This is a genomic window from Novosphingobium sp. HNCC26BN242 (assembly GCF_057180525.1).
Window position 1 is genome coordinate 433,475 of sequence record NZ_JBXUGM010000002.1, and the last position, 22,346, is coordinate 455,820.

The following is a 22,346-nucleotide window of genomic DNA, read 5'->3' on the forward strand; positions in this document are numbered from 1 at the left end:
CTCCCGCAAGCGGGAGGGGCCAAAGCTGGACATTCGGCGGTGGGCCGTCGGCGTCACCCCAAACGTGCGGCCACCAATTCCTGCAAATCGGCCTCAGGCCGCGCGCCATAGTGCGAGATCACCTCAGCCGCGCAAACCGCGCCCAGCGTCAAGCTCTCGGCCAACGACTTGCCCCGAACATAGCCGAACAGGAATCCGGCGGCGAACAGGTCGCCCGCGCCGGTTGTGTCCACCACCTTGGCAATCGGCTCGGCCGGCACGTGGGCATGCTCACCCCCGCTCACCGCATACGCGCCCTTTTCGCTGCGCGTCACCACCAGCGTCGGCACCTTGGGCGAAAGCGCTGCCATGCCCGCGTCAAAATCCTCGATCCCGGTCAGCGCGGCCAGTTCATGCTCGTTGGCAAACAGGATGTCGATCTGCCCTTCATCGATCAGCGCGCGGAAATCATCACCATGGCGCGAGATCACGAAAGCGTCAGACAGCGTAAACGCCACCTTGCGCCCGGCCCCGCGCGCCGCCGCAATCGCCCGGCGCATCGCGCGGCGCGGCTCTTCCGGGTCCCACAGATAGCCTTCAAGATACAACACCTTGGCCGCCGCAATCGTCGCATCGTCGAGTGCGTCGGCGGGCAGGAACTGCGATGCCCCCAGGAACGTGTTCATCGTGCGCTGCCCATCGGGCGAAACGAAGATCAGGCACCGCGCGGTCGGCGGCTCGTCGGCGCGCACCGGCGTTGCATAGGCAATCCCGCCTGCACGGATGTCATGCGCAAAGACCTCGCCCAGCTGGTCATCCGCCACCTGCCCGATGAACGCGCACTTCGCGCCCAGCGCCGCCATGCCCGCCAGCGTATTGGCCGCCGATCCGCCCGAAATCTCGCGCGCCGGGCCCATCGCATCATAAAGTTCCTGCGCCCGCGCGGTATCGACCAGCGTCATCCCGCCCTTGGCCAGCCCCAGCCGCTCGATGTCGGCATCCTCGCAAGGTGCCATCACATCGACAATCGCGTTGCCGATGGCAATCACATCATAAACGGCTTCGGACATGCAGGATTTGCTCCGTATTCGTGGGGTATCGCACACCGCCTAGCGCGTTTGCCGCATTGCAGCAAGAAGCGCCGGACCGCCCCGCCCCTGCGCCACATCGCAGCTTTCAGCGGTTGACCGGCCCGCGCGCAGCCGCCATCCCCACAGCGTGATCCTGCGCCCCGCCCTTGTCGCCCTGCCTCTGGCCCTGCTGCTCGCATCGTGCGGCGGGAACATGGTGCCGCCGGGCCGGGCCACGCCCGTCCGCACCACCAAAGTCCCTGCGCGCACCACCGTCCCGCGCCCCGCTCCGGTGCAGCGCCCCACGGCCCAAGTGCAAATGGCCCCCGGCCTCGAAGGCGTGATCGGTGCCGACGCACTCCAGCTTGGCCGCGTGTTCGGCACCCCCCGGCTCGATGTGATCGAGGATGACGCGCGCAAGCTGCAATGGTCCGGCACCGCCTGCATCCTCGACGTCTACCTCTATCCGCAAGCTGGCGGCACAAGGCCCACCGCCACCTATGTGGAGGCGCGGCGCGGAGATGGCCGCGAAGTTGATCGCGCCGCTTGCGTTACTGCGCTGCGCAAGGCTCCGTAGCCGCGCACCCTACCGTAGCAGGCAACATCGCCCAGGGCGCAAAGGCCGGCACGCCCTCACGCGCTACATCGGCCAGCGTATAGCGGTCCAGCACCCCCAAAAACGCCTCAAGCGCCTCGGCCAGCACGCCGCTCAAGGCACAATCGCCTTTCAGCGCGCAGGTCGCACAATCGGCCAGCCGCAGGCCCCGCTCCAGCTTGCGCACCACATCGCCAATGCCAATCTCTGCCGCCGGTCTTGCCAGCGCAATGCCGCCACTGCGCCCACGCTGCGAGGTCGCAAATCCAGCCTGCACCAGCCCCTGCGCCACTTTGGCCACATGATGATAGCTCAGCCCCTGCTGCGCAGAGAACGCGGGCAGACTGATCCCAGCGGCATCGCGCGCCAGCACTATCAGCAAGCGCAGTCCAAAGTCGGTATGCTGGGTCAGTTGCATCTGCCCACTATCGAATTTCGGCTTGCACAAATCAAGCAAATGAAATACCGGTATTTGGAATACCTGATTGGAGATCCCCCATGCGCACCGCTTCTGCCCACGCCCGCACCATCGTCAAATCCACCGCACCTGTTATCGAAGCGCGTGGGCTGGAAATCACCACCGCCATGTACAAGCGGTTGTTCCAGAACGAAGATGTAAAGGCGATGTTCGATCAGGCCGCGCAGGAATCGGGCGAACAGCCGCGCCGCCTTGCCAATGCCATCCTCGCCTATGCCAAGAATATCGACAAGCTTGAGAACCTCGGCCCCGCAGTCGGCCGCATGGTCCAGCGCCATGTCGATTGCGGGGTAAAGGCTGAACACTACCCCTATGTCGCCGAAGCCTTGCTCCCTGCGATTCGCGATGTCGTGGGCGCCGATGTGGCCACCGATGAAGTCCTTGCCGCCTGGGGTGAGGCTTACTGGATGCTGGCCGACATTCTCATCGCTGCCGAAGATGAAGCCTACGCCAAAGCCGCCTGAATGCGCCATGGCTGCGCCTGCCACCCGCAAGGGCACGGCAGGCGCTCCAATCACTCCGCCGCGAAGGTGATCTGCGCATGTTCGCACAGCCGCTGCACCAGCGCCTCGCCCAAAATCGCGCCCGGCGTGCCAATCCCGCCCGCCGCATCGCTGGCCAGCAGCGCAATGCCGGTCTCGGAAATCATTCGGCTGGTCGATCCATAGCCCGGATCGTACCGCCCCTTCACGCCATAACGCACCACTTGCCCATCGGGCATTTCGCCCACGAACAGCACGTCATAAAACCCCGTCTCCCGCTCTTGCGGTGAGGGGCCTTCGCCCGGCTTTGGATCATCGGGCCGCCCGATCATCGGCGTTTTCGCCAGATGTTCGGCAATCGCCTTGCCCTGATCGCCAGGCCCGGTCAGCACCATCTCGTCATAGACGAAATCCGTACCCCACGGATGGCCCAGCAGGGCATTGGTGCGATGCACATTCTTGGTGTTGATCGCCGCCATGATAAACGGCGTCTCCCAACTTTCTAGCGCCGCATCATACTGCACCCCATTGCCCGCAGGCTGCGCAGGCCCTTCAAAACCCGGCGTCAGGCAAAACGCACTCTGCATCAGCGCAATCAGCGAGGGATCGCGGCCCATCGCCGCCAGCGTTGCCTTCAAACTCGCCGCCGTGCCGCCCGAAGCGCCCCCCTTCATGCCGCGCATCCGCCCTTTGACGCGCGGGGCAGGGCGGCCAAACTTGGCGACGGCCTCTTTCTGCAGCATCAGCACGCCCAGATCGAACGGGATCGAATCAAACCCGCTGGAAAAACAGATGCGCGCGCCGCTCTGCTTTGCCGCATCGCCATACTTGTCGATCATCTGCCGCATCCACACTGGCTCGCCGCACAAGTCGGCGTAGTCCGTGCCCGCCGCAATGCAGGCCGCAAGGAGTGGTTCGCCATACAGCTGATATGGCCCTACCGTAGTCACCACTACGCGCGCCTGCTCGACCATCGCGGCAAGGCTGGCCGGATCGGCGGCATCGGCCACGATCAGCGGCGTGTCTGCAGGCGCGCCAATCAGGTCACGCACCTCAGCCAGCTTGTCCGCCGAACGTCCGGCCATCGCCCAGCGCGGCCCGTCTTTCCCGGGGCCATCCGGCCCATAATGCTGCGCCAGATACTCGGCCACCAATCGCCCGGTAAACCCCGTCGCCCCGTAAACTATGATGTCATAGGGCCGCGCCGACTTGTCCATGTGCCTCTCCGCTAGGTGTGCTTGCGTGCCAGCTTGGCGAAGTCAGGGCCGATTGCAACAGGATTTAATCGCGGGGTTAAATTGAAGGCAGTTCAGCCTTCCCACCCCAAACTTCGTCATTCCCGCGCAGGCGGGAATCCAGTCCCACAAGAAAGACATCGCATCGCGATGACACTATCGATCGCTGGATTCCCGCCTGCGCGGGAATGACGATGAAAATTGGGCCAAGTCGTGCAAACCCACCCCATTCCCCACTCATCCTGAGCCTGTCGAAGGACGCCCGCAAAAACTCACAACTTCGGCAAAGTCACCCCGCGCTGCCCCATATACTTGCCCGCGCGGTCGGCATAGCTCACCTCGCACGGCTCGTTCCCCTGCAAAAACAGGAATTGGCACGCGCCTTCGTTGGCATAGATCTTGGCGGGCAGGGGGGTTGTGTTGGAAAATTCCAGCGTCACATGGCCCTCCCAGCCCGGCTCCAGCGGCGTCACGTTCACGATGATGCCACACCGCGCATAGGTGCTCTTGCCCAGGCAAATCACCAGCACATCACGCGGCACGCGGAAATATTCGACCGTGCGGGCCAGCGCGAACGAATTGGGCGGGATCACGCAGACATCGGTCTCGCGGTCCACCAGGCTCGCCCCGTCAAAATTCTTGGGGTCGACAATCGCCGAATCCACGTTCGTGAAGATCTTGAACTCACGCGCCACGCGCGCGTCATAGCCATAGGACGAAAGCCCATAACTAATGCACCCATCCCGCCGCTGCGTCTCCACGAAAGGCTCAATCATCCCCTCGTTCAACGCCTTCTCGCGGATCCACTTATCGGAAAGTATGGCCAATTGGCGCTCCCTTGCACTTCTCTTCCGCCCTACCACTTGCGGGAGGGCCGCGAGACTTGGGCTTGCGCAGCAAGCCTTAGTCGCAGCGGGGCGGGCACTTGCACAACGCAAACGTCACCCCAAAACCGCTACACCAAATTCGCAGGCCCAAACGCATTGGGCAAGAGCACCGACAACCGCATTTCCACGGTTTCGTCAGCCCCCACGCACAGCACCAGCGGATCGGTGCCGCCCAGCGCGGCCAGTTCGTTCACCACCTGTCGGCAGCGCCCGCAGGGGCTGATCGCGGCATCCACCGCGCCGCCCATGCCACCCATCACCGCCACGGCCAGCAATCCGCCGCGCCGCCCACTTTGCGATGCGCTGGCGCAGGCCACAGTCTCGGCGCAGAGCGACAGGCCATAGCTGGCATTCTCAAAGTTTGCGCCGGTGACAATCGCGCCATCATCAAACAGCAGCGCCGCACCCACGTGAAAGCCGGAGTAGGGCGCATAGGCATTGCCCATCGCTGCCCGCGCTGCCGCAATCAACACCTCACGGCTTTCAGGAATCACCACATCACTCATGCCATTCTGCCTCTCACGGCTGCACCACCACCCACCGCAGCGGCGTGTTTGCCGCATTCAACCGCAAGCCACTGTTTGCCGTCCACATTACCCAGGGCCGCCCGGCATAGGCGGGTTCGAAAAAGTCCTGCTCCACCCAGATATTGCGGTCAATCCGCGCGGCCAGATGGAACTGCTTTTCCAGCGCAGATGATACCATCAGGATCACGGGCTTTTCCGTGTGCTTCTCCACCTGATTGAGGAACGTGGTCAGCTCGCTTTGCATTTGCGCTTCGCCCGGAACATCGGGGCAGGTGCGCGATGAAATGTCGATGCGGATGGCTGGCGGCAGCAGGTCCTTGTCGCGCGGCACCAGCGTCACAAAGTTGGCCGCCTGCTTGTCGGCTGGCGCGCACAGATCGTAAACATGCACCGCGCCCACCTGCATGCCCCGGCTGCGCGCCGCTGCCACACCCTCGGCAAAGGCCATGTCGCGCGTATCGGTGCCTTCGCTGGCGGTCAGATAGGCAAAGTCTGCACCGCCCGCGCGCAGCAACCGCCAGTCCACCGCGCCATTGTCATCGCTCAACCACACGCCTTGGACCGCATAGTCCTTGCGGTCGGGCAGCCACGTTCGCGCTTTCCACCAGCCAAACCCGCTCGCCACCATCGCCAGCAGCAGCACGGCGCCCAGCACACGCCGCCGCGCGCTGCCTGCCCGCCGTTTCGGCGCGCGCGCAGCATGGGGGCGGACCCTGTTTGGTTGCTTGGCCATGGAGAGAGAATCGCGCCCCGAAAATTCGAATGGTCAGCCCCTGATATGCAGCACGCAGATCAGGGTAAAGAGCCGCCGGGCGGTGGAAAAATCGGTCTCGATCTTGCCCTCCAGCCGCTCCAGCAGCGTATCGGCCGCATCATTATGAATGCCGCGCCGCGCCATGTCGATCGTCTCGATTTCCATCGCGGTCGCCTTGCGGATCGCCTGATAGTAACTGTCGCAGATCGCAAAGTATTCGCGGATCGGCCGCCGAAACCGCCCAAGGCCCAGAATCACCGTCTCCAGCGGACTGCCGCCATCGTCCGAAACCGCCAGCACCAGCCGTCCGTCGTCCACCGAAAGTTTCAGCCGATAGGGGCCGGTATGCCCCGCCTCGAACGCGCGCAGCGGCTTGAAGGTGTTCTCTTCAATCAGATCAAAGATCGCAATGCGCCGCTCCTGCTCGATATCGGCGTTGCGCCAGATGATCGTCGCATCATCCAGCTCGATATGCGAAATGCGCGGGTCAGCCATAGAGGGATACTGTGTTGCAGACGCGCGCGAGGCGAGCAAGGGTTTTGCCGGTTCCCTCCCCGCTATCCACAGGGGCGATGCATTGCCGCAACGCACGCACTCGGGCACTATGCGCCGTATGTCCGCCAGCGAAGCCATCCTAACCCGCGAACCCACAGAGATTCGCGCGCTCCCCTCCAACGTCGAGGCCGAGGCCGCCTTCCTTGGCGCAGTCCTGATCGACAACCGCATCCTTGAAGAACTGCAGACCCCGCTCAAGCCAGAACACTTCTTCGCCGCCGTCCACGCCCGCGTGTTCGAACGCATCCACACACTGGTTGATCGCAAAGCGGTGGTCACCCCGGTCACGCTCAAGCCCTATTTCGAATCGGATGAAGGGCTGAAGGAACTGGGCGGCGTCGCCTATCTCGCCCGCCTCACGTCAGACGGGCAGGGCCTGCTCAACCCGCGCGAACTGGCAGAACAGATCTATGATCTGGCCCTGTTGCGTGAACTGATCACCGTCGGTCGCAATCTGGTCGAAGGCGCGCTCGACACCAGCGATTCGGTCGCACCCTTAGAGCAGGTAGAGAAAGCCGAAGCCGCGCTCTACGCCGTCTCCGAAGGCGCGCAGACCGGCAGCGAAGCGCAAAGCTTCGCCACCGCCACCCGCGCCTCATTGGAAATGATCGAAAAGGCGCTGCTTTCAGGCGGCCACATTTCCGGCAAGACCACCGGCCTCACCTCGGTCAACGAAAAGATCGGCGGCCTGCACGATTCGGACCTCATCATCCTCGCCGGCCGCCCCGGCATGGGCAAGACCTCGCTCGTCACCAACATCGCGTTCAACGCCGCCGATCGCCTGCGCCGCGACATGGCCGATGGCATCGCGCTCAAGGACTCGGTCGGCGCCGCCGTCGCCTTTTTCAGTCTGGAAATGAGCGCGGACCAGCTTGCCACGCGTATCCTTGCCGAACAGTCCGGTATCAGCTCCGAAGCGCTGCGCATGGGCCGCATCAGCCGCGAGGATTTCCAGCAGCTCTCCTTCGCCAGCCAGCGCCTCGCCGAACTGCCGCTCTACATCGACGATACGCCCGCGCTCACCATCGGCAGCCTTCGCGCCCGCGCCCGCAGGCTGAAGCGCCGCCACGACATCGGCCTGATCGTCGTCGATTACCTCCAGCTGCTCCAGGGCTCGGGCCGCGCCAGCGACAACCGCGTAAACGAAATTTCCGAAATCTCCCGCGGCCTCAAGACCTTGGCCAAGGAACTCTCGGTCCCCGTCATCGCCCTCTCGCAGCTCTCCCGCGCGGTCGAACAGCGCGATGACAAGCGCCCGATGCTCTCGGACTTGCGCGAATCCGGCTCGATCGAGCAGGACGCCGACATGGTCTGGTTCGTCTTCCGCGAGGATTACTACGTCGCCGCCAAGGAACCCAAAGTCCCCCAAGGCTCCGATGACGCCAAAACACAGGAAGCCCACGCCGCCTGGCAGGCCGAAATGGAGCGCGTCTTCGGCCTTGCCGAACTGATCGTGGCCAAACAGCGCCATGGCTCCACCGGCAAGGTCCGCCTGCGCTTCGAAGCCCGCATCACCCGCTTCTCCGATCTCGCCTCGGACGATCTGCGCGCGGCTTATGGGAACGATGAGTAAGCGCTTCCCATGAATCCTTGACTTTTCCACACCCCCGGCCTAGCTGCACCCCTTTCCACACCCTTTTGCATATCGGAGTGCCCGGATGGCGCGCGTAACCGTCGAAGATTGCGTCGACAAGATCCCCAACCGTTTCGATCTGGTCCTGATCGCCGCCGAACGCGCCCGCGCGATTTCGGGTGGCGCAGAACTCACCGTCGATCGTGACCGCGACAAGAACCCCGTCGTCGCCCTGCGCGAAATTGCCGAAGAGACTGTTCGCCCCACCGTGCTCAAGGAAAACCTGATCCAGTCGCTCCAGCGCGTCCTGCCGGATGACGATGATGAGGTCGATGAAATCGGCTCGCTGTCGCAATCTGCCGAAGCCCTGCGCATCACCGCTGCGGCCCCTGTGCGCAACACCTCGCTGGGCGCCGATTACGACGGCTGAGATTTAGGGCTGATTTCAAAGCGAAATCAAAGTCTTGCGAAAAAGCCCCGGCCTCAAAACCGGGGCTTTTTCACGTATTCTCCAGCCGCACCGCCATCTGCTCCCACACCTTGTTCATGGCTTTCAGCGGCCGCACCATGACCTTGAAGTCAACGATCCGCCCTTCCAGATCAAAGCGGATCAGGTCGATCCCGTTAACCTGCACCCCATCCATCACGCATTCAAACTCCAGACACGCCTCAGGCCCGTCCACCAATTCGCGCACATAGCGGAACGTGCCGTTGCCAAAGACCTGCCCCGCCGCCGTCAGATACATCAACACCTTGTCACGCCCCTCTTGCGGGGTGTGCACCACCGGCGAATGAAACACCGCGTCATCGGCCACCAGTTCATCCAGCAACGCTGGATCGCCGCTAATCATGTACCGATGCCACGCTGCCAACCCAAGTTTCATCGCCGTTCTCCCAATATCCAGCATCCGTGTAGGGCAGGGGAGCCGCACCGCCATTGATCCGGTGCAACTCCCGCCAGCAATCACCCCAAATGTGTTACCCCAGATGTTGGGCAAAGAAATCCCGCGTCCTCCGGTCCGCCAGTTGCGCGCCCTCTTCATCGCGCCTGTCGCCCATTTCGGCGGCAAAGCCGTGGTCCAGCCCTTGATAATCGAACAGCGTCACCTTGGGATGCGGGTCCAGCCCATCATGAATCGCCTTCTGCGCTTCCGGCCCCACAAAGTGGTCGGCAGTGGGAATGTGCAGCATCAGCGGATTGGCGATGGCGTGCGATTCGCCCAGCATCTGGTCGATCATCACGCCATAATAGCCGACCGAGGCATCAATATCGGTCCGCGTCGCCGCCATATAGGCCATGCGCCCGCCCAGGCAGAAGCCCACCAGCCCCACCTTGGCGATCCCTTCAACCCCGCGCAAATAGCGAATCGCCGCCTCGATATCCTGCACGCCTTTGTCGGGATCGTATTGCCCGAAATAACCGAAGGCCTCCTGCAACTGCTCAGGCACATCAGGATCAAGCTCCGCGCCGGGCGCAAAGCGCCAGAAGATATCCGGTGCCAGCGCCATATAGCCAAGGTCGGCCCAGGCCTTGCACTTGTGCCGAATACCGGCATTCACGCCGAAAATCTCGGGCACCACGATGATCGCCGCGCGGATCGGCCCGTCTGGCGTGGCCAGAAAGCCCGGAATCTCGCCTTCGCCATCCAGCGCTGCAAACGTGATATGCTCACCCATGGTTGTTCATCCTGCAATTCTAACGGTTTGGTCGATCACCATGTTGGCCCTGCCCATGGACTTTGCCAAGCACGCATGACAGTCTTTGGCATCGCTGCGGGAAGGAACGCCAATGAAAGTCACCATGGAAGTCGATTGCACGCCCGAAGAGGCCCGGCGCTTCCTCGGCCTGCCTGATGTATCAAAGGCAAACGACGTCTATGTCGAATCGGTGGCCAAGGCGATGCAAGGCGCAGGCAGCCTCGACCAGCTGCAAAGCTTTGCCAAACAGATCGCCCCGATGGGCGAGATCGGCCTGAAACTGTTCCAGAACTTCATGGAACAAAGCACCATGGGCGCGATGAGCAGCAGCACCGGTTCGAAAAAGCCCAAAGAGTAGGAATTTCGCGGAGAAGGACAGGCGCCTCTATCGCCCCCCTCCCGCAAGCGGGAGGGGTTGGGGGTAGGCTTCCGGCGCCCGAATTAGCATAACTACCCCTCCGCGCCTCTGCGCGATAAAACCTCCAACCCCCTTCTTCGCGTTCGCTCCCTCTTTGCGTTCTCTGCGCGAACCAAATATGCGGGACAGATGTCCCAAGACACCATCTTCGCTCTCTCCTCCGGCCCGCCGCCTGCAGGCATCGCCGTCATCCGCATCAGCGGCCCGCAAGCAGGTGCCGCTCTGATCGCCCTTGCCGGAAAGCTTCCCACTCCCCGCCGCGCCACACTCGCCACGCTCGCGCATCCGCAAGGCGGCACACACCTTGATCGCACGATGGTACTTTGGCTTCCCGGCCCCGGCACCGCCACTGGGGAAGACAGTGCCGAACTCCACCTCCACGGTGGCCGCGCGGTTGTCGCTGCGGTCGAAGCCGCCCTTGCCACGCTGCCCGGCCTGCGCCGCGCCCAAGCCGGAGAATTCACCCGCCGCGCCTTCGCCAATGGCCGGATTGATCTGGCCGAGGCCGAAGGCCTTGCCGATCTGCTCAGCGCCGAGACCGAACTCCAACGCCGCGCCGCACTCGCCATGGCCGAAGGCGCATTTTCACGTGAAGTCGAAAGCTGGCGCGCCACGCTGCTGCAACTCTCCGCCCGCCTCGAAGCCGCGCTCGATTTCTCAGACGAAGACGATGTCGGGGCAGGGGAAGACGCACTGCCTTCGGGCTTCACCGCCGATTGCACCAAACTCGCCCAAAACCTCGAAACGTGGCTCACCCGCCCGCGCGCCGAACCGCTGAAAGAAGGTTTCCGCGTCGTTTTGGCAGGCCCGCCCAACGCTGGAAAATCCACCTTGTTCAACGCGCTGGTAGAACAGGAAGCCGCCATCACCGCCGCCGAACCCGGCACCACCCGTGATGTGCTGACTCATGCTTGCGCAATGGATGGCATACCATTCCAGTTCGTCGACACCGCTGGCCTGCGCGATGAAGGCGCAGGCGAAATCGAACGCATCGGCATAGCCCGCGCGCGCGCCGCCGCCCAAAAGGCAGACCTGATCCTGTGGCTGGGTCCAGAAGGGGAGGGCCCTGAAGGTGAAGGACCCGATCTCTCATCATCATTCCCGCGAAGGCGGGAATCCAGCTTATGGGAAGTCTCTGCCCGCTCCGACGATCCCGCCGCACCGCGCAAAAGCCCCAGCGCCATCCACCTCTCTGCCCGCACCGGCGAGGGCATGAATGACTTGCGCCTAGCCCTCGTCACCCACGCCCGCCAATCACTCCCCGCTCCGGGCGAAGCCGCCCTCAACCAACGCCAGCACACGCTGCTCAGCGATGTGGCGCAAAGCCTCCAACACGCCACCACCGAACCCGACCCTTTGCTTGCCGCCGAAAACCTCCGCCTCGCCCGCCGCAGCCTCGACGCCCTGATCGGACGCACCAGCACCGAAGACATGCTAGACACCCTCTTCGGCAAATTCTGCATCGGCAAATAGCGCTCCTCCCCTGCAAGTGGAGGGGCACCTGCAGCAGAAAGAGTGTTCCACGTGAAACACACTACTCGCTCATCGTTTCCGTGAAGGCGGGCATCCGCCGCAGACAGCTTCATTGAAACAACCTCAGGCACCCAGTCCCGTTCGTGTCGAGCGAAGTCGAGACACATGTCGCTGTGTCTCGACTTCGCTCGACACGAACGGAGATATGCCTAAAACCAAACCCCGCAAAATGAAGTAGCCTCCTCCTCCTCAGAGGAGGGGGTTGGGGGAGGTGGAGCCCAAAAAAAGTTCCACGTGAAACACCCAGCTCAAGAAAAAGGGTTTCGCGCAAAGAGCGCAGAGGCCGCAGAGATCAAGCGCTGTGCCGATAGGCTATTCACTAAAATAACCTTCCGCCAAACGCAGGATCCAGAATTTTGAACCGGCTTTTCCGCATGTCCCTGCGCGGTCTCTGCTTCCTCCGCGCCTCTGCGAGAAACCAATTCCCTTCTAAACCTCAGCAAATCTAACTCTCCTCCCGCAAGCGGGAGGGGTCGGGGGTGGGCATGAGACGCCAGCGTAAGCAAAGGATGCATTCGCCAAATCTTTGACGCGAATCTCCAACTCGCGTATCGCCCACAAAATGCACCAGTTCGATATCATCGCGATCGGCGGCGGACACGCCGGCGTTGAGGCTGCCGCCGTGGCGGCGCGCATGGGCGCGCGCACCGCGCTCGTCTCGTTCGATCCCGCAACCGTTGGCGCAATGAGCTGCAACCCAGCCATCGGCGGGCTCGGCAAGGGTCACTTGGTGCGTGAAGTCGACGCCCTCGATGGTCTGATCGCCCGCGCAGCAGACGCAGGCGCGATTCACTACCGCATGCTCAACCGCTCAAAAGGCAGTGCTGTGCAAGGCCCGCGCGTGCAGGCAGACCGCAAACGCTTCAAAGCCGCAATCCAGCAACTGATAGCGGCCCAGCCCAATCTCACCCTGATCGGTGGAGAAGCCGCTGCGCTTCACATGGAACAAGGTCGCGTCGCCGGAATCGATCTGGCCGACGGCACCCGTCTGCAGGGCAGGGCGGTGATCCTTTGCACCGGCACCTTCCTCGGCGGTCGGCTGTTCCGCGGCGAAGAACGCATGGAAGGCGGTCGCATCGGCGAAGATTCCGCCCACAAGCTCGCCCAACAACTGCGTGCCGCCGCTCTGCCGATGGCGCGCCTCAAGACCGGCACGCCGCCACGCATCGATGGCCGCACCATCGATTGGGCACGCCTGCCCGAACAGCCGAGCGATGCCGAGCCATGGACCATGTCGCCGCTCACTTCATCGCGCCCGCTGCCCCAAGTGTTTTGCGCCATCGCCCGCACCAACGCACGAACGCACGATATCATCCGGTCGGGGCTGGACCGTTCCCCGATGTTCACTGGTGCCATCGGCGCGCAAGGCCCACGCTATTGCCCTTCGATCGAAGACAAGATCCACCGCTTCGGGGACCGGGACGGACATCAGGTGTTCCTCGAACCCGAAGGGCTGGACGATCCCACAGTCTATCCCAATGGCATTTCCACCTCGCTCCCCACCGATATTCAGATCGCGATGATCCGCTCGATGGAAGGGCTGGAGCAGGCCGAGATCACCGTACCCGGCTATGCGGTGGAATACGATCACATCGATCCGCGCGCGCTATGCCGCAGTCTTGAAGTCAAAGCTATCCCCGGCCTCTATTGCGCCGGACAGATAAACGGCACCACCGGCTATGAAGAAGCCGCCGCACAGGGCCTGATCGCCGGGATCAATGCCGCGGCTGAAGTGCTGGGCCGCGATGCACCGGAACTGGATCGCGCCAATAGCTACATGGCCGTCATGGTCGATGACTTGACGCTGCACGGCGTCAGCGAACCCTACCGCATGCTCACCGCGCGCGCCGAATACCGCCTGCGCCTGCGCGCCAATAATGCCTCCACGCGCCTGACCCCGCTCGGCCTTGCCGTTGGCTGCATTGGTGAGGAACGCGCGCGCTGGTTCGATGATCGCCGCGCCCAACGCGAAGAACTTGAGGCCGCCTTGGCCCAGCAGGTCACGCCTACCGATCTCAACCGCGCCGGAATGCCGGTCCGCGCCGATGGCACCCGCCGGACGCTGCAGGAATGGCTGCGCTTCCCGGAAGTCAATCTGGCGGCGCTCAAGCCATGGGTGGGCACGCAGCCAGTCGATCCATTGCTCGCAGAGGAAGTGGAAGAAGACGCCGCCTACGCGCCCTATTTGGACCGGCAGGAGGCTGAGTTGCGAGATCTGCGCGCCTCGGATGCCGTGCCTCTGGGGGAGGGCTTTCCCTTCGCAGACATCCCCGGCCTTTCACGTGAAATGGTTGAGCGTCTCGAAAAGGCCCAGCCCGATACGCTTGCCGCCGCAGGACGCATTGCCGGGATCACGCCCGCTGCACTTGCCAGCCTGCTTGTCCACGCCCGCCGCCGGATTGCTGCATGACCGCTGTCTTGACCACCGAGGCGGACGCCCAAAGCTGGCTGCGCGATGTGCTTGGTATCGACGATGCGGCCATGGAGCGACTGTCTACATTGATCGATTTGCTTCTGGATGAGAACCAGCGCCAAAACCTAGTGGCGCGTGGCACCTTGCCGCATGTCTGGGTGCGCCACATCGTCGATTCCGCGCAACTGCTGCATGTTTCACGTGAAACACTTCCCGACGGCGATTGGCTCGATCTGGGCACCGGCGCAGGATTTCCGGGACTGGTCATCGCTGCGCTTGAACCGCACCGCCCGGTAACTCTCGTGGATTCGCGCCGCTTGCGCACCGAATGGTTACAGCGCGCAGCCGATGCTCTGAACTTGCGCAACGTTCGCGTAGTCCTGTCCCGCGTCGAAGATCTGCCCTCTGGTCAACACGCCGTCATATCAGCGCGCGCATTTGCTCCACTGGACAAGCTCGTAACTCTTTCCGCCCGCTTTTCCACACCCGACACGCTTTGGCTGTTGCCGAAGGGGGCAGGGGCGACGCAAGAATTGCAGATGCTCCCCGAATCATGGAATCACCTGTTCCACGTGGAACACTCGCTGACCGATGCCCAAGCCGGCATCATCACCGGCCGCCTCCTCGGCCAAAAAGCGCCTCCTGCGCATGTATTTCGTCAACGAGGCTCCCAATGATCACAATCGCTGTCGCAAACCAGAAAGGCGGAGTGGGCAAGACGACCACCGCCATCAACATCGCCACAGCCCTCGCCGCCACAGGCTGGAAAACGCTGCTGATCGATCTCGATCCCCAAGGCAATTGCTCCACCGGCATCGGCATCTCGGCGACAGAGCGTGAACGGTCGTCTTACGAATTGCTGATTGATCAGGCGGCTGTTGCCGATTGCCTGATGCCCACGCGGATTCCCGGCTTGGATATCGTGCCGGGCACGATGGACCTTTCCGGCGCGGAAGTGGAGCTGGTCAGCGTCGATGATCGGACGCATCGGTTGCGTAGGGTGCTGAACGGCGACACGGGCCACGACATTTGCCTGATCGATTGCCCGCCTTCACTCGGGCTGCTCACGCTCAATGCCCTGACGGCGGCGGATTCGATTCTGGTGCCATTGCAATGCGAATTCTTCGCGCTCGAAGGTTTGAGCCAGCTTTTGCAGACGGTGGAGCGGGTGCAGGAGCGGTTTAACAAGGACTTGGGCATTCTGGGCATTGTGCTTACCATGTACGACCGGCGCAACCGGTTGACCGATCAGGTGGCGGATGACGTGCGATCGTGCCTGCGCGATCTGGTGTTTGAAAGCGTGATCCCGCGCAACGTGCGTCTGTCCGAAGCGCCGAGCCATGGGCTGCCCGCGCTGATCTATGACCACGCCTGCCCCGGATCGCAGGCCTACATGAAACTGGCGCGCGAGCTGATTGGCCGGTTGCCCGAACGGAGGAAAGCGGCATGAGCGGCGCGGATGAAGCAGCGGTAAAGACCCCCACACGACGCACAGGCCTCGGGCGCGGGCTAGGCGCGCTGATGGGCGAGGTGCGGCGTGAGGAGCCGATTGCGCGGGTTTCGGTATCGGGCGAGGATGCGCAAGGCTCGCGCGATGGCGGGTTGGCGATGCTGACGGTTGCCTCGATCGAACCCCACCCCGATCAGCCGCGGCGGCACTTTGATGAAGAGGCGCTGGAGGAACTGGCGCAGTCCATCGCCGCGCGCGGGGTGATCCAGCCGGTGGTGGTGCGGCCCATGGGCAATGGGCGCTACCAGTTGGTGGCGGGGGAGCGGCGCTGGCGCGCATCGCAGAAGGCGCGGATTCATGAGATTCCCGCGATCATCCGCAAGCTCGACGACCGCGATGTGGCTGCACTTGCACTAATCGAAAACCTGCAGCGTGAAGACCTGAACCCGGTGGAAGAGGCCCGCGCGTACCAGCGACTGGCCGACAGCGAGGGGCTGAGCCAGACCGACATTGCCAAGTTCGTCGACAAATCGCGCAGCCACGTGGCCAACATGATGCGCCTTCTCGGCCTGCCCGACGACGTGCTCGACATGGTGGTGCGCAGCGAACTGTCGATGGGCCATGCCCGCGCGCTGATCAATGCGCCCGACCCGGCAAAGCTGGCGCGCGAGGCCGTAGCCAAAGACCTTTCAGTCCGCGATGTCGAAAAACTGGTCCGCAAGGCTTCGCGTCCGGAAGGAACCCGGCGGCAGGCCCGCGCGGGGAAAGATTCGGTCAGCGCCGCCGATCTTTCGGCGATCCAGCAGCACCTGGAAGATTTTCTCGGTCTGAAAGTGCAGATCCAGCCGGATTCCGATCCGGTGAGCGGAGCGGTGACGATTCGCTACAAGAATCTGGACCAGCTGGACCTGATTTGCCAGCGGCTGACGGGCGGTGAGTTTTAACCGCCAGACTTGCACTATCAGGCATTAATTAGGCGATTAAATTCTCGTTGACCGGGGGACTGGGTCGCGCTTACGCTGTGCGCAACCAGACCAGAAACCGGAGAGAATGCGTCATGTCGCTCGACCTGATTCCGCGCAGTGCCTACAACGAAGATCACGAAGCCTTCCGCCACAGCGTCCGCCGCTTTTTGCAAGACGAGATCGCGCCCCACTCCGCTGAATGGGCAGACGCGGGCATCGTGCCGAAATCGGTTTGGCCCAAGGCCGGCGAAGTGGGTATGCTGTGCCCGACAGTGCCCGAGGAATACGGCGGGCTGGGCTTGGACTTCGGCTACAACGCCATAGTCGACGAAGAAAGCGCCTATTACGGCCGCGTCACCACCGGCTTTTCGCTTCAGTCCGACATCGTGGTGAACTACCTGATCTCGTACGGTTCGGAAGAGCAGAAGAAGAAGTGGCTGCCCAAGATGGTCTCGGGCGAAGTGGTGACCGCCATCGCGATGACCGAACCCGGCACCGGGTCCGACCTTCAGTCCATGCGCACGACTGCGAAGAAGGACGGCAACCATTACGTGATCAACGGGTCCAAGACCTATATCACCAATGGCCAGAACGCCGACCTGATCCTGGTATGCTGCAAGACCGATACCGAAGTGCAGCCCGCATGGAAGGGCGTTTCGATCGTGCTGGTCGAAGCTGATCGCGAAGGCTTCAAGCGCGGGCGCAATCTCGACAAGATCGGGCAGGACGAGGCCGATACCTCGGAACTGTTCTTTGAAGACGTGCGCGTGCCGATCACCAATTGCCTGGGCGAAGAGGGCAAGGGCTTCATCTATCTGATGAGCGAACTGCCGCAGGAGCGCCTGTCGATCGCGATCAGCGCGCAATCCTCGGCGCAGAAGGCCTTTGACGATACAGTGGAGTTCACGCGCGAGCGCAAGGCCTTCGGGAAGCCGATTCTGGATTTCCAGAACACCCGCTTCACGCTGGCCGACCTCAAGACCAAGCTGCAGGTGGGCTGGGCGCATCTCGACTGGGCGCTGACACGGCACCTGAAGAAGGAACTGACCGCCGAGGAAGGCGCGGCGGCCAAGCTTTGGCACACCGAACTGCAGTGGGAAGTGATGGACAAGTGCCTGCAGCTGCACGGCGGGGCCGGTTACATGAACGAATACGCCATCGCCCGCGCCTGGCGCGGCGCGCGCGTAACGCGCATTTTTGGCGGCACGAATGAAATCATGAAGGAGCTGATCGGGCGCAAGCTCTGATTGGTTTGACACGGTTTGGGGGCGGGTTGCACGCGCCTCCTCCCCCCAACCCGCTCACCCTGAGCTTGTCGAAGGGTGGTAACACCCACACGGCGCAAGCATGCTTCGACAAGCTCAGCATGAGCGGGTTGGGGGTGAGAAATACAAAGGCACTTATGCTGTTTGCAAGTGTGAGAAGTTGGAAGCCCACCCCGCTGCGACTAATCTCGCCTTCGGCTCGCTAAGTCTCGCTCCCCTCCCGCAAGCGGGAGGGGTTGGGGGTGGGTCTGCTTCTCCGGGCGAATCAGCCGGTGTAGACGCGCTTTTCCTTTACGCGCTTGTCCGGGACAATCCGGGTGCGCTTATGGATCACGCGGCGGCGCACCGGAACATCGACCCACCTTTCGGTGACCACGGTGGTTTCCACGCAAGGCTTCTGCGGACCGGAGACGACCGGAACCCACATGTAGCCATAAGGGGCGGGCGGATAGCCGGGATATGCGCCGGGGTAGCCCTGAGCGCCCTGCTGCGGGATTGAGGCGAAGTAATCATCGCATTCGCGGCGCAGGTTCTTGTCTTCGCCCTTGTCGATCAGGTTCCCCGCCACTGCGCCTGCGACGCCGCCGATCACGGTGCCGAGCACCCGGTTACCCCGTCCGGCAACGCGATTGCCGATCACACCACCCGCCACACCGCCCAGCACAGTGCCACCGACATGGCGATCACCATAGACCTTGGCGCAACGCTCGTTCATTTCGGCCCAACGCGGATCGGGCGCAGGATAGCCGCCCTGTGCGACGGGCGGATAGGCCTGTGCGTTTTGTGGGTAACCCTGAGGGTAACCCTGAGGATAGACCGGCTGCTGCATCGCGCCGTTCACCGGCTGCGTCATCACCACGGTGGGGTAGGGCGGGCCTGCCAACGGCGGGTTATGGACCGGACCCGGCATGGGACCGGCACCATAGGATACGCCAGCGGGCACGCGTGCCTGATTGGCGAGGGCGGGCGAGACAGTGGCACCCAAGATAAGCGCGGCAAGTGTGAGACGGGCAAGCATTGCGGATTCCCCCTGTTGGGAAAGGTCGTTAACCGCAAACTTACCATCATGACCGGCAGGAAACCAAGGTTTCCACAGCGGCAGAATCCCACCTGTCCCGAATCGGGCCGGTTCGGGTTGTGGGGCGCTGATTTTTGGGGCTTAGGGATTTTGCACACGCAACTGTCGTAAACCCACCCCCAACCCCTCCCTTAAGGGAGGGGAGCGAGACTTGGCACACTGCAGTTGTGCCTTAGTCGCAGCGGGGAGGGTTTCCACAACGGTTGTGTTTGCAATCGACGAAGTTCCAAAGGAAAACAGATTTCGCGCAGAGGGCGCGGAGAACGCAGAGATGTGGTGCTTGGCTGAGGGGCTGCCGATCCCGGCGAGCTTGCGATAAGCCTAGAATGCTCGTCGCCCCGTGCTCGACACGGGGCTTGGCTGCCTTGTGGCGCAATCCTCGCGAAACGCCGCTGACGCGTCCGTTTTCCATTAAGCGGTGATGCCGAACGCATGGCTGCAAGAAAAGCCAAGCCCCGTGTCGATCACGGGGTGACGGTGTGGAAGTTTGCGATGTCAATTTGCCACGCAATTGCCGTGCAGTACGGCGTTCTGCGCAAAACCGTGAAATCTGCGGTTGGTCTAAATCGAATGCGAGCGTCGGCTATCGCGCGATCTGAAATAAAAACGGACAGGCAGCAAGCGACCCCATAACGGTCATTGCGAAAATCGGTGTTTGCGTTCAGTTTCATAGGCATGAAAACAGCGCTCGAGCTCCACGAAGCTGAACTTGACCCTGAAGCTCGCGACTTCCTTGCACAAATCCGTGAGCATGGGTGGTTCAGCACACGCGTTTTCGATCCAGAAAAGCAGGAACCTGATTTCACCTACTCAACCGGCTTCTTCCATGGCCTAGGCCATCCGGAGATCATTGTGTTCTCGTTGCCGAAGCAGGTGTCCCACGACATCTTATGGGACATTTACCGCGACATTCGCGAGGGGAAAGTTCCGAAACCAGAGACAAAGCTCTCGGGTATATTCGGGAACCATCAGGCTGTGCTCCTTCCCGTCTCTCGGGACTTCTACGCCGAGCATCTTGGTTGGAGTCGGTGGTTTTACCGCGGTGATGATTTCCCGTGTCTCCAGCTTGTTTGGCCGGACCGTGAGGGGGTCTTTACGTGGCAGCCGGACTTTGACCCAGCATTCGCAAGTGACCAGCCCGATTTAACAGAAGGCCGCTGGACCGGCCTGACGATCTGACGGCAGAAAACCACCCCCTTCCAGCCATCCCGGTTATCCTAGCGTCTTCCCGATAGCGGACTCTGCCTTAGGTTTGAACCAGTCCCCGCCGCCTCTCTTCCTCTGCGTTCCCTGCGCGAACCCTTTTTTGATCGGCGGGGGTAGCTCAGATTCGGCCTGCAATGGCCTCCGCCAGAGCCTCGACCCCCCGCGCATCGTCGGCGTCGAAGCGGGCGGGGGAGGGGCTGTCGAGATCGATGACGGCGATCACCGCGCCATCGCGAATCACTGGCACAACCAGTTCCGATTGGCTGGCAGCATCGCAGGCGATGTGGCCGGGGAAGGCGTGGACATCGGGCACGAGTTGCGTTTCACCGGTTGCCGCAGCTGCGCCGCAGACACCGCGCCCCACAGGGATGCGGATGCAGGCGGGTTTGCCGATGAAGGGGCCGAGCACCAGTTCGCCACTCACCATACGATAGAACCCGGCCCAGTTGAGATCGGGCAGGAATTGCCAGAGCAGCGCGGCAAGGTTGGCCATGTTGGCGATGGCATCGGGCTCATCCTGCGTGAGCGCGCGGGCGGCTTCGAGCAGGTCGGCGTGGAGATCGGCCTTCGATTGGCCTTCGGTGGGGGCGAATGTGAACATGGCAGGGCTTTAGCTCGGTGTGACGGGAATGTCGCGCAGCACCTGCGTGCCATTGCTCTGACGCCGTGTAGCGCCTAGATTTGATCCATGAACCTTATCAAGACCATTGCGGCCATGCTGGCCTTTGTCATCGCCATTGTCGGAGTGTGGGTGGCCTGGTCCATTCGCGGGCCTGAGGCTGAATTCGCGCTGAGCGAGACCACCGGGCCAAAGCCCAAACTGGCTGAGCCGGACGAGCAGACCGTACCATCGATCAAGACCGCCGAGCCGGTAGGCTGGAAGGACGGCGAATTGCCGGTGGCCGCCCAGGGGCTGCAGGTATCGCGCTTTGCCGACAAGCTGGATCATCCGCGCACGATGTTCACGATGCCCAATGGCGATGTGCTGGTGGCGCTGACCAATTCCCCGCCGCGCGATGAAAGCGGGATCACCGGCATGGTGATGGGCTTTCTGATGAAGAAGGTGGGGGCAGGCGGGCCATCGCCCAACAAGATCGTGCTGCTGCGCGATGGCGATGGCGATGGCAAGGCCGAGCGGCGCTTTGAAATGAGCAATCCGGCGCTCAGTTCACCCGCTGGCATGGCGTTTCGCGATGGACGGCTGCTGGTGGCCAATCACGATGCGGTGCTTTCGTTCCCCTATCAGCCGGGGCAAACCGCGCTGACCGGAAATCCCGAAAAGCTGATGGATCTGCCCGGTGGCGGCAACCACTGGGTGCGCAACCTGTTGCTGACGCCCGATGGCAGCAAGCTGTTCGTGACCGTGGGTTCAGCTTCGAACATTGCCGAGGGCGGCATCGAGGCTGAGGCCGGGCGCGCGACGATCCACCAGTACGATTTCGCGTCGAAGAAATCGATCGAGTATGCAGGGGGCCTGCGCAATCCCAACGGGCTGGACTTCAACCCGCACAGCGAAGAGCTGTGGACCACGGTCAACGAGCGCGACATGCTCGGCCCCGATCTGGTGCCCGATTACCTGACCAACGTGCCGTTCGGATCGAACTATGGCTGGCCGTGGGTCTACTGGAAGCAGAACATGGACTGGCGGGTTAAGCCGCCGATGCCGCAGTACCTGCTCGATTACGTGCGCAAGCCTGAATACGCGCTGGGATCGCATGTGGCGCCGCTGGGGCTGGCCTTTGCCAAGGGCGGCAACCTGATGGGAGCAAAGTTCAGCCAAGGCGCTTTCGTGGCGCGGCATGGTTCGTGGAACCGGCGTCCGCTGGCGGGCTATGACGTGGTGTTCGTGCGGTTTGACGAGCGCGGCAATGTGCTGAAGCAGCCGCCGCTGCCGGTGCTGACCGGGTTCCTTAACGCCGATCAGGCAGCGCATGGCCGGCCGACATGGGTGGCCTTTGCCAAGGATGGTGCGCTGCTGGTGAGCGATGATACTGGCGGGGTGATCTGGCGCGTGGTGGCACCGGGCGCTGCGCCTGCGCCTGCGATTGCGCCGCTGCCCAAGCGGGTTGCACCGCCGCAGGGCAAGGGCACCGGGCGGTTTATCATGAAGCCCGATGCGGAATCTGACCTGATGAAGCCGGAGCGGTAGGGCCAGACCGCTCGTCATTCCCGCGCAGGCGGGAAT

Annotated in this window: 24 protein-coding genes; 13 read left to right on the top strand and 11 right to left on the bottom strand. The window is 62.7% G+C overall.

Going from position 1 to position 22,346, the window contains the following annotated elements:
- Positions 1-53 precede the first annotated feature (53 nt).
- Positions 54-1,049 carry an adenosine kinase gene (locus AC2A1F_RS09655; protein ID WP_484208548.1) on the bottom strand — a complete coding sequence of 332 codons (996 nt, stop codon included), beginning with the start codon at positions 1,047-1,049 and terminating at the stop codon, positions 54-56.
- 154 nt (positions 1,050-1,203) lie between these two features.
- Here AC2A1F_RS09655 and AC2A1F_RS09660 point away from each other — a divergent pair, with 154 nt between their 5' ends.
- A complete protein-coding gene (locus AC2A1F_RS09660; RefSeq protein ID WP_484209018.1) occupies positions 1,204-1,626 on the top strand; it encodes a hypothetical protein in 423 nt (140 codons plus the stop codon).
- On the opposite strand, the gene AC2A1F_RS09665 is transcribed toward AC2A1F_RS09660, so the two are convergent.
- Positions 1,601-2,062 (bottom strand): RrF2 family transcriptional regulator, encoded by a 462-nt coding sequence (locus tag AC2A1F_RS09665; RefSeq protein WP_484208549.1) that lies wholly within the window; start codon positions 2,060-2,062, stop codon positions 1,601-1,603. The genes AC2A1F_RS09660 and AC2A1F_RS09665 overlap by 26 nt on opposite strands.
- 80 nt (positions 2,063-2,142) lie before the next feature.
- On the opposite strand from AC2A1F_RS09665, the gene AC2A1F_RS09670 reads away from it, so the two are divergent.
- Complete coding sequence (locus AC2A1F_RS09670) at positions 2,143-2,586, top strand: globin domain-containing protein (protein WP_484208550.1); 444 nt, start codon at positions 2,143-2,145, stop codon at positions 2,584-2,586.
- A gap of 50 nt (positions 2,587-2,636) precedes the next feature.
- On the opposite strand, the gene AC2A1F_RS09675 is transcribed toward AC2A1F_RS09670, so the two are convergent.
- The 5 genes from AC2A1F_RS09675 to AC2A1F_RS09695 all read right to left on the bottom strand — a co-directional run bounded on the left by AC2A1F_RS09675 (position 2,637) and on the right by AC2A1F_RS09695 (position 6,502).
- Positions 2,637-3,821 carry a saccharopine dehydrogenase family protein gene (locus tag AC2A1F_RS09675; protein ID WP_484208551.1) on the bottom strand — a complete coding sequence of 395 codons (1,185 nt, stop codon included), beginning with the start codon at positions 3,819-3,821 and terminating at the stop codon, positions 2,637-2,639.
- A gap of 290 nt (positions 3,822-4,111) precedes the next feature.
- Complete coding sequence (gene dcd / locus AC2A1F_RS09680) at positions 4,112-4,666, bottom strand: dCTP deaminase (RefSeq protein ID WP_292623587.1); 555 nt, start codon at positions 4,664-4,666, stop codon at positions 4,112-4,114.
- A 128-nt stretch (positions 4,667-4,794) separates the two neighbouring features.
- Positions 4,795-5,232, bottom strand: a complete 438-nt coding sequence (locus AC2A1F_RS09685) for a cytidine deaminase (RefSeq protein WP_484208552.1) — start codon at positions 5,230-5,232, stop codon at positions 4,795-4,797.
- Between the two features lie 13 nt (positions 5,233-5,245).
- Positions 5,246-5,986 (bottom strand): glycoside hydrolase family 25 protein, encoded by a 741-nt coding sequence (locus AC2A1F_RS09690; protein ID WP_484208553.1) that lies wholly within the window; start codon positions 5,984-5,986, stop codon positions 5,246-5,248.
- Between the two features lie 33 nt (positions 5,987-6,019).
- Positions 6,020-6,502, bottom strand: coding sequence for a UPF0262 family protein (locus AC2A1F_RS09695; RefSeq protein ID WP_292629568.1), 483 nt, complete (start codon positions 6,500-6,502; stop codon positions 6,020-6,022).
- Positions 6,503-6,620: 118 nt separating this feature from the next.
- Between AC2A1F_RS09695 and AC2A1F_RS09700 the strand changes: the two genes are divergently transcribed.
- A complete protein-coding gene (locus AC2A1F_RS09700; protein WP_484208554.1) occupies positions 6,621-8,135 on the top strand; it encodes a replicative DNA helicase in 1,515 nt (504 codons plus the stop codon).
- Between the two features lie 85 nt (positions 8,136-8,220).
- Positions 8,221-8,565 (top strand): DNA-directed RNA polymerase subunit omega, encoded by a 345-nt coding sequence (rpoZ, locus tag AC2A1F_RS09705; protein WP_292629570.1) that lies wholly within the window; start codon positions 8,221-8,223, stop codon positions 8,563-8,565.
- Positions 8,566-8,635: 70 nt separating this feature from the next.
- Here rpoZ and AC2A1F_RS09710 read toward each other — a convergent pair whose 3' ends face one another.
- Positions 8,636-9,019: a nuclear transport factor 2 family protein gene (locus tag AC2A1F_RS09710; RefSeq protein WP_484208555.1), complete on the bottom strand. Its 384-nt coding sequence runs from the start codon at positions 9,017-9,019 to the stop codon at positions 8,636-8,638.
- Positions 9,020-9,113: 94 nt separating this feature from the next.
- The gene (locus AC2A1F_RS09715; protein WP_484208556.1) at positions 9,114-9,812 is read right to left on the bottom strand and encodes a dienelactone hydrolase family protein; all 699 of its coding nucleotides are present in this window, start codon (positions 9,810-9,812) and stop codon (positions 9,114-9,116) included.
- Between the two features lie 112 nt (positions 9,813-9,924).
- Between AC2A1F_RS09715 and AC2A1F_RS09720 the strand changes: the two genes are divergently transcribed.
- From AC2A1F_RS09720 to AC2A1F_RS09750, 7 genes are all read left to right on the top strand, one after another.
- Positions 9,925-10,191: a DUF6489 family protein gene (locus AC2A1F_RS09720; protein WP_484208557.1), complete on the top strand. Its 267-nt coding sequence runs from the start codon at positions 9,925-9,927 to the stop codon at positions 10,189-10,191.
- 189 nt (positions 10,192-10,380) lie between these two features.
- Positions 10,381-11,724: a tRNA uridine-5-carboxymethylaminomethyl(34) synthesis GTPase MnmE gene (gene mnmE, locus AC2A1F_RS09725; protein WP_484208558.1), complete on the top strand. Its 1,344-nt coding sequence runs from the start codon at positions 10,381-10,383 to the stop codon at positions 11,722-11,724.
- A gap of 622 nt (positions 11,725-12,346) precedes the next feature.
- On the top strand, positions 12,347-14,194 hold the full coding sequence (gene mnmG / locus AC2A1F_RS09730; RefSeq protein ID WP_484208559.1) for a tRNA uridine-5-carboxymethylaminomethyl(34) synthesis enzyme MnmG: 1,848 nt from the start codon (positions 12,347-12,349) through the stop codon (positions 14,192-14,194).
- Positions 14,191-14,874, top strand: a complete 684-nt coding sequence (gene rsmG / locus AC2A1F_RS09735) for a 16S rRNA (guanine(527)-N(7))-methyltransferase RsmG (RefSeq protein ID WP_484208560.1) — start codon at positions 14,191-14,193, stop codon at positions 14,872-14,874. The genes mnmG and rsmG overlap by 4 nt, the downstream gene beginning before the upstream one ends.
- Positions 14,871-15,647, top strand: a complete 777-nt coding sequence (locus AC2A1F_RS09740; protein WP_484208561.1) for a ParA family protein — start codon at positions 14,871-14,873, stop codon at positions 15,645-15,647. The genes rsmG and AC2A1F_RS09740 overlap by 4 nt, the downstream gene beginning before the upstream one ends.
- Positions 15,644-16,591, top strand: coding sequence for a ParB/RepB/Spo0J family partition protein (locus AC2A1F_RS09745; protein WP_484208562.1), 948 nt, complete (start codon positions 15,644-15,646; stop codon positions 16,589-16,591). Before AC2A1F_RS09740 ends, AC2A1F_RS09745 begins: the two co-directional genes overlap by 4 nt.
- 113 nt (positions 16,592-16,704) lie before the next feature.
- The gene (locus tag AC2A1F_RS09750; RefSeq protein WP_484208563.1) at positions 16,705-17,859 is read left to right on the top strand and encodes an acyl-CoA dehydrogenase family protein; all 1,155 of its coding nucleotides are present in this window, start codon (positions 16,705-16,707) and stop codon (positions 17,857-17,859) included.
- Between the two features lie 283 nt (positions 17,860-18,142).
- Here the strand turns inward: AC2A1F_RS09750 and AC2A1F_RS09755 are convergent, their stop codons facing one another.
- The gene (locus AC2A1F_RS09755; protein ID WP_484208564.1) at positions 18,143-18,895 is read right to left on the bottom strand and encodes a glycine zipper 2TM domain-containing protein; all 753 of its coding nucleotides are present in this window, start codon (positions 18,893-18,895) and stop codon (positions 18,143-18,145) included.
- A 735-nt stretch (positions 18,896-19,630) separates the two neighbouring features.
- Here AC2A1F_RS09755 and AC2A1F_RS09760 point away from each other — a divergent pair.
- Entirely contained in the window at positions 19,631-20,134 is a 504-nt protein-coding gene (locus AC2A1F_RS09760; protein ID WP_484208565.1) for a DUF4262 domain-containing protein, read from the top strand.
- Between the two features lie 145 nt (positions 20,135-20,279).
- On the opposite strand, the gene AC2A1F_RS09765 is transcribed toward AC2A1F_RS09760, so the two are convergent.
- Positions 20,280-20,762, bottom strand: a complete 483-nt coding sequence (locus AC2A1F_RS09765) for a GAF domain-containing protein (RefSeq protein WP_484208566.1) — start codon at positions 20,760-20,762, stop codon at positions 20,280-20,282.
- A gap of 87 nt (positions 20,763-20,849) precedes the next feature.
- Here AC2A1F_RS09765 and AC2A1F_RS09770 point away from each other — a divergent pair, with 87 nt between their 5' ends.
- Positions 20,850-22,310, top strand: a complete 1,461-nt coding sequence (locus AC2A1F_RS09770; protein ID WP_484208567.1) for a PQQ-dependent sugar dehydrogenase — start codon at positions 20,850-20,852, stop codon at positions 22,308-22,310.
- The last annotated feature ends 36 nt before the right edge of the window (positions 22,311-22,346 follow it).